General features: G+C 65.2%; 2 protein-coding genes and 2 pseudogenes. All 4 read right to left on the bottom strand.

Annotation, left to right across the window (positions count from 1 at the left end):
• Window positions 1-183 (bottom strand): annotated as a pseudogene (locus QZX79_RS14915) (30S ribosomal protein S7); the annotation flags it as partial.
• A 1-nt stretch (window position 184) separates the two neighbouring features.
• Window positions 185-559: a 30S ribosomal protein S12 gene (gene rpsL / locus QZX79_RS14910; protein ID WP_120164735.1), complete on the bottom strand. Its 375-nt coding sequence runs from the start codon at window positions 557-559 to the stop codon at window positions 185-187.
• A gap of 491 nt (window positions 560-1050) precedes the next feature.
• Window positions 1051-4941: a DNA-directed RNA polymerase subunit beta' gene (locus QZX79_RS14905; RefSeq protein WP_294569399.1), complete on the bottom strand. Its 3891-nt coding sequence runs from the start codon at window positions 4939-4941 to the stop codon at window positions 1051-1053.
• Between the two features lie 225 nt (window positions 4942-5166).
• Window positions 5167-6417, bottom strand: a pseudogene (locus tag QZX79_RS14900) (DNA-directed RNA polymerase subunit beta); the annotation flags it as partial.

Genomic DNA, 6417 nt, shown 5'->3' with positions numbered 1-6417 from the left:
TGCTGCGACGGGGTCGCCGCCGGACTTGGCGCGTGCGCCTTCGAGTGCACCGTAGACGATGCGCTCGGCGGTGGACTTCTTGCCGTCGACGAGAACCTTGTTGATCAGCTGAGTGACCAGGGGGGAACCGTAGACGGGATCTACAACGAGCGGCCGCTTCGGGGCCGGGCCCTTACGAGGCATATTACTTCTTCTCCATCTTTGCGCCGTAGCGGCTGCGGGCCTGCTTACGGTTCTTGACGCCCTGGGTATCCAGCGCCCCACGGACAATCTTGTAACGGACACCCGGAAGGTCCTTCACACGTCCGCCGCGCACCAGCACGATGGAGTGTTCCTGAAGGTTGTGCCCAACACCGGGGATGTAGGCGGTGACTTCGATGCCGCCGTTGAGACGCACGCGGGCAACCTTGCGGAGCGCGGAGTTCGGCTTCTTCGGGGTGGTCGTGTAGACGCGGGTGCAGACGCCGCGCTTCATCGGGCTGCCCTTCAGTGCGGGCGCCTTGGTCTTGGCGACCTTCGGTGACCGGCCCTTACGGACCAGCTGGTTAATCGTAGGCACTTTCGTGTTCTCCGTAATGTCTCGGATGAGTTCTCTGTTAGCCCGACCCTGCGGTCATCCGGAACCACGTGGGCAGCGGACCACCCGTGAGCGGGGGTTCTCAGTCGTTTGGCGCCGCCTGACAAGCTGCCGCAAAACGACCGTAGGCGTGCAAAAATGTGGCATTCGTTGTACAAGATCCCTACAACACGGAGATACGTTTCGCAACGCCAATCCACTGCCACACAAACAATTGAGGTCAAGTCTATCAGAGATTGGGCCGCGGCCGCGCCGCTCCCGGCGCCCGGGCCCGGAAACACGCGGGTCGAGGCGGCGGGATGCCCCGCTGACGGCGGCGCCTGGAACAGGGACGACGACGGCGGCCGGGCGGCGAACGGAGGCCCCGGACCCGCGGATACCAGACCCTAGCACCCGGAACGGGAAAGGCCCCGGACCGTTTCGGGTCCGGGGCCTTCGCCTTGTTCTACCGCTGCTTGCGCAGCGTGGGCTTCCTAGCGGAAGTCGTTTCCGAGGTCGTAGTCATCCAGGGGGATGGCGTGGAACTCGGGGTTCATTCCGCCCTCGACGCCGGCGTAGTCGAAGTCGCTGAACGCGCTCGGACCGGTGAAGAGGTTGGCCTTGGCTTCCTCGGTGGGCTCGACCGTGATCTTCGTGTAGCGGTCCAGGCCGGTACCGGCCGGGATGAGCTTACCGATGATCACGTTCTCCTTGAGGCCCAGCAGCGGATCGCTCTTGCCTTCCATGGCGGCCTGCGTAAGTACGCGCGTGGTCTCCTGGAAGGAAGCGGCCGACAGCCACGACTCGGTGGCGAGTGAGGCCTTGGTGATGCCCATGAGCTCGGGACGGCCAGAGGCCGGCTTCTTGCCCTCGGACACCACGCGGCGGTTCTCGTCCTCGAAGCGGCGGCGCTCGGCCAGCTCTCCGGGAAGGAGATCCGATTCACCGGACTCGATGACGGTCACGCGGCGCAGCATCTGCCGGACGATGACTTCCACGTGCTTGTCGTGGATGCCAACACCCTGGCTGCGGTACACGCGCTGAACCTCGTCCACCAGGAACTCCTGGGCCTTGCGGGGGCCAAGGATACGCAGGATCTGCTTGGGGTCGACCGCACCGAAGACGAGCTGCTGCCCGACCTCGACGTGCTCGCCGTCGGCGACCAGCAGGCGTGCACGGCGCAGGACCGGGTACGCGATCTCCTCCGAGCCGTCGTCCGGGGTGACCACCAGGCGAAGCTGCTTTTCGGCATCCTCGATGGTGACGCGCCCTGCGACCTCGGAGATCGGGGCGACACCCTTGGGGGTACGCGCCTCGAAGAGCTCCTGGATACGGGGCAGACCCTGGGTGATGTCCTCGGCCGAGGCAACACCACCGGTGTGGAAGGTACGCATGGTCAGCTGCGTGCCGGGCTCACCGATGGACTGTGCGGCGATGATGCCGACGGCCTCTCCGATGTCCACGGTCTTGCCGGTCGCAAGCGAACGGCCGTAGCAGAGGGCGCAGGTTCCGACGCTCGACTCACAGGTCAGCACGGAGCGGACCTTGATCTCGGTGACACCCGCGGCGAACAGCTCGCCGATCAGGACGTCTCCGACGTCGGAGCCGGCAGGCGCCAGCACCTCGCCCTTGGAGTCGACGACGTCGGTGGCCAGCGTACGGGCGTACGCCGAGTTCTCGACCTCTTCGTGCAGGACCAGCTCGCCGTTGGAGTCGGGCACCGCGATGGTGACCTTCAGCCCGCGCTCGGTGCCGCAGTCGTCCTCACGGACGATGACGTCCTGGGACACGTCCACGAGACGGCGGGTCAGGTAACCCGAGTTCGCCGTACGCAGCGCGGTGTCCGCGAGGCCCTTACGGGCACCGTGGGTCGCGATGAAGTACTCCAGCACCGACAGGCCCTCACGGTAGGAGGACTTGATCGGACGCGGGATGATCTCACCCTTGGGGTTCGCCACCAGGCCACGGATACCGGCGATCTGCCGGACCTGCAGCCAGTTACCACGGGCACCGGAGGACACCATGCGGTTGATGGTGTTGTCCTTCGGCATGGCCTCGCGCATGGAGGCGGCCACCTCGTTGGTTGCCTTGTTCCAGATGTCGATGAGCTCCTGGCGGCGCTCCTCGTCGGCGATCAGGCCCTTGTCGAACTGCGACTGGACCTTGGCGGCCTGCGTCTCGTAGCCCTCCATGATTCCGGCCTTGTTGATCGGCGCGGAGATGTCGGAGATGGCGACGGTGACACCGGAGCGCGTGGCCCAGTAGAAGCCGGCGTCCTTGAGGTTGTCCAGCGTCGCGGCGGTGACGACCTTGGGGTAGCGCTCCGCGAGATCGTTGACGATCGTGGAGAGCTGTCCCTTGTCGGCGACCTTCTCGACCCAGGGGTAGTCCTCGGGCAGCGTCTCGTTGAACAGGACCTGCCCGAGGGAGGTCTCGATCAGCGCCGGGGTGCCCGGCTCCCAGCCCTCAGGCGCGGCGGTGTCCGCGCTGGGGACGAAGTTGGGAACGCGGATGCGCACCACGGAGTTCAGGTGCAGCTCGCCGGCGTCGTGCGCCATGATGGCCTCGGCGGGGCTGGTGAACACGCGGCCTTCGCCCGCACTGCCCTCACGCTTGGTGGTGAGGTGGTGCAGACCGATGATCATGTCCTGTGACGGGAGGGTCACGGGGCGGCCATCGGAGGGCTTCAGGATGTTGTTCGAGGAGAGCATCAGGATGCGCGCCTCCGCCTGGGCCTCGGGGCTCAGCGGCAGGTGCACTGCCATCTGGTCGCCGTCGAAGTCAGCGTTGAACGCAGCACACACCAGCGGGTGGAGCTGAAGCGCCTTGCCTTCAACCAGCTGGGGCTCGAACGCCTGGATGCCGAGGCGGTGCAGGGTAGGTGCACGGTTCAGCAGCACGGGGTGTTCGGTGATGATCTCTTCGAGAACGTCCCAGACCTGCGGGCGGTAGCGCTCGACCATCCGCTTGGCGCTCTTGATGTTCTGCGCGTGGTTGAGGTCAACCAGGCGCTTCATCACGAACGGCTTGAAGAGCTCCAGCGCCATCTGCTTGGGCAGGCCACACTGGTGCAGCTTCAGCTGCGGGCCGACGACGATCACGGAACGGCCCGAGTAGTCGACGCGCTTGCCCAGAAGGTTCTGGCGGAAGCGTCCCTGCTTGCCCTTGAGCATGTCGGAGAGCGACTTCAGCGGACGGTTGCCCGGCCCGGTGACGGGACGGCCGCGGCGGCCGTTGTCGAACAGGGAGTCAACGGCTTCCTGCAGCATGCGCTTTTCGTTGTTCACGATGATCTCGGGGGCACCGAGGTCGAGCAGGCGCTTGAGGCGGTTGTTCCGGTTGATGACGCGGCGGTACAGGTCGTTGAGGTCGGACGTCGCGAAACGGCCACCGTCGAGCTGGACCATCGGGCGCAGTTCCGGCGGGATCACCGGGACGGCGTCCAGCACCATGCCGAGGGGGCTGTTGGTGGTGGTGAGGAACGCGTTGACGACCTTCAGGCGCTTCAGGGCACGCGTCTTGCGCTGGCCCTTGCCGTTCTGAATGATGTCGCGGAGCATCTCGGCCTCGCCGGCCATGTCGAAGTTCTCAAGACGCTTCTTGATCGCTTCGGCACCCATGGAGCCCTCGAAGTACAGGCCGTAACGGTCGCGCAGTTCGCGGTAGAGGCCCTCATCGCCCTCAAGGTCGGCGACCTTGAGGGTCTTGAAGCGCTCCCACACCTGAACCAGGCGCTCGATGTCGGCGTCGGCGCGCTTACGCACGTTCGCCATCTGGCGGTCCGCGGAGTCGCGGGCCTTCTTCTTGTCGGCTGCCTTGGCGCCTTCTCCCTCGAGGCGGGCAAGCTCGTCCTCAAGGTCCTTGGCGATGGCGGCGATGTCGGAGTCGCGCTGGTCGATCATCTGCTTCTTCTCAAGGTCGTGCTCGGCCTGGAGGTTCGGCAGTTCGGCGTGACGGTTCTCTTCGTCGACCGAGGTGATCATGTAGGCAGCGAAGTAGATGACCTTCTCAAGGTCCTTCGGTGCAAGGTCAAGCAGGTAGCCAAGGCGTGAGGGAACACCCTTGAAGTACCAGATGTGCGTGACGGGAGCGGCGAGCTCGATGTGGCCCATGCGCTCGCGGCGCACCTTGGCACGGGTGACCTCGACGCCACAGCGCTCACAGATGATGCCCTTGAAGCGCACGCGCTTGTACTTGCCGCAGTAGCACTCCCAGTCACGGGAAGGGCCGAAGATCTTCTCGCAGAAGAGGCCGTCCTTCTCGGGCTTGAGCGTGCGGTAGTTGATGGTTTCCGGCTTCTTGACCTCGCCGTAAGACCAGCCGCGGATTTCGTCCGCGGTGGCAAGGCCGATTCGCATGAGGCCGAAGGAGGATTCGCTGGACATATGGTCCCTGTTCTCTCTTTGTTCTCTAAATTCTTGAAGTCTTGTGAGGGTGCGGTGAAAAGTTCACAGCGGGTGCCCGGGTGTCCGGCCCGGCGCCTGGAACGGCGGCAGTTTTACCTGCCCCCGCCGGGCCGGGCCGGTGTTCGAGGAAGCGGCCTTTAATATTTCAAGGCCGCCCGCGGCCGCCGAAATTTCGTTGGCCGCGTTCGAACACCGGGTCCGCGCCTAAACCTCTTCTACAGAGCTCGGCTCGGCCCGTGACAGGTCGATGCCCAGTTCTTCCGCGGCCCGGAAGACTTCTTCATCCGAGTCACGCATCTCAATCGTCGTACCGTCGGTGGAGAGGACTTCCACGTTCAGGCAGAGCGACTGCATTTCCTTGATCAGCACCTTGAAGGACTCCGGCACGCCCGGCTCGGGGATGTTCTCGCCCTTGACGATCGCTTCGTAGACCTTGACGCGTCCGTGGATGTCATCCGACTTGATCGTCAGGAGCTCCTGGAGCGTGTAGGCGGCGCCGTAGGCCTCGAGGGCCCAGACTTCCATCTCACCGAAGCGCTGTCCGCCGAACTGCGCCTTACCACCCAGCGGCTGCTGCGTGATCATGGAGTACGGTCCGGTGGAGCGTGCGTGGATCTTGTCGTCGACAAGGTGGTGCAGCTTCAGGATGTACATGTAGCCGACGGAGATCGGGTCCGGGAACGGCTCGCCGGAGCGGCCGTCGAACAGGCGCGCCTTGCCGGACTCGCCGATCAGGCGCTGGCCGTCGCGGGTCACGTTGGTCGAGTTGAGCAGACCGACGATCTCGTCCTCGGTGGCGCCGTCGAACACGGGGGTTGCGACGGTGGTCGAGGCGACCTCGCGGGGCAGGTTCGGAAGGTTCTTGACCCAGTCGGGCTCCCCTTCGATCTTCCAGCCCTGCTTGGCGGCCCAGCCCAGGTGGATCTCCAGGACCTGTCCGACGTTCATGCGGCCCGGAACACCCAGCGGGTTCAGGACGATGTCGACGGGGGTGCCGTCCTCGAGGAACGGCATGTCCTCAATCGGCAGGATCTTGGAGATGACGCCCTTGTTGCCGTGGCGGCCGGCCAGCTTGTCGCCGTCCGTGATCTTGCGCTTCTGCGCAACGTAGACGCGGACGAGCTGGTTGACGCCCGGGGGCAGCTCGTCGTCGTTGTCGCGGTCGAAGATGCGCACGCCGATGACGGTTCCGGACTCGCCGTGGGGCACCTTCAGGGAGGTGTCGCGGACCTCGCGGCTCTTCTCACCGAAGATGGCGCGCAGCAGGCGCTCCTCCGGGGTGAGCTCCGTTTCACCCTTGGGGGTGACACGGCCGACGAGGATGTCGCCTGCCTCAACCTCGGCACCGATGTGGATGATGCCGCGCTCGTCGAGGGCGCCAAGGACCTCTTCGGAGACGTTGGGGATGTCGCGGGTGATTTCCTCGGCACCGAGCTTGGTGTCGCGGGCGTCAAC

Source organism: uncultured Arthrobacter sp. (assembly GCF_902805515.1).
Classification (GTDB): domain Bacteria; phylum Actinomycetota; class Actinomycetes; order Actinomycetales; family Micrococcaceae; genus Arthrobacter_D.
The sequence above is the reverse complement of the archived record's forward strand: the minus strand, read 5'-3'. Positions and strand labels throughout refer to the sequence as shown.

Coding starts and splice junctions, on each gene's coding strand:
- QZX79_RS14905 (WP_294569399.1), bottom strand. CDS start 4,941: ATGTCCAGCGAATCCTCCTTCGGCCTCATGCGAATCGGCCTTGCCACC.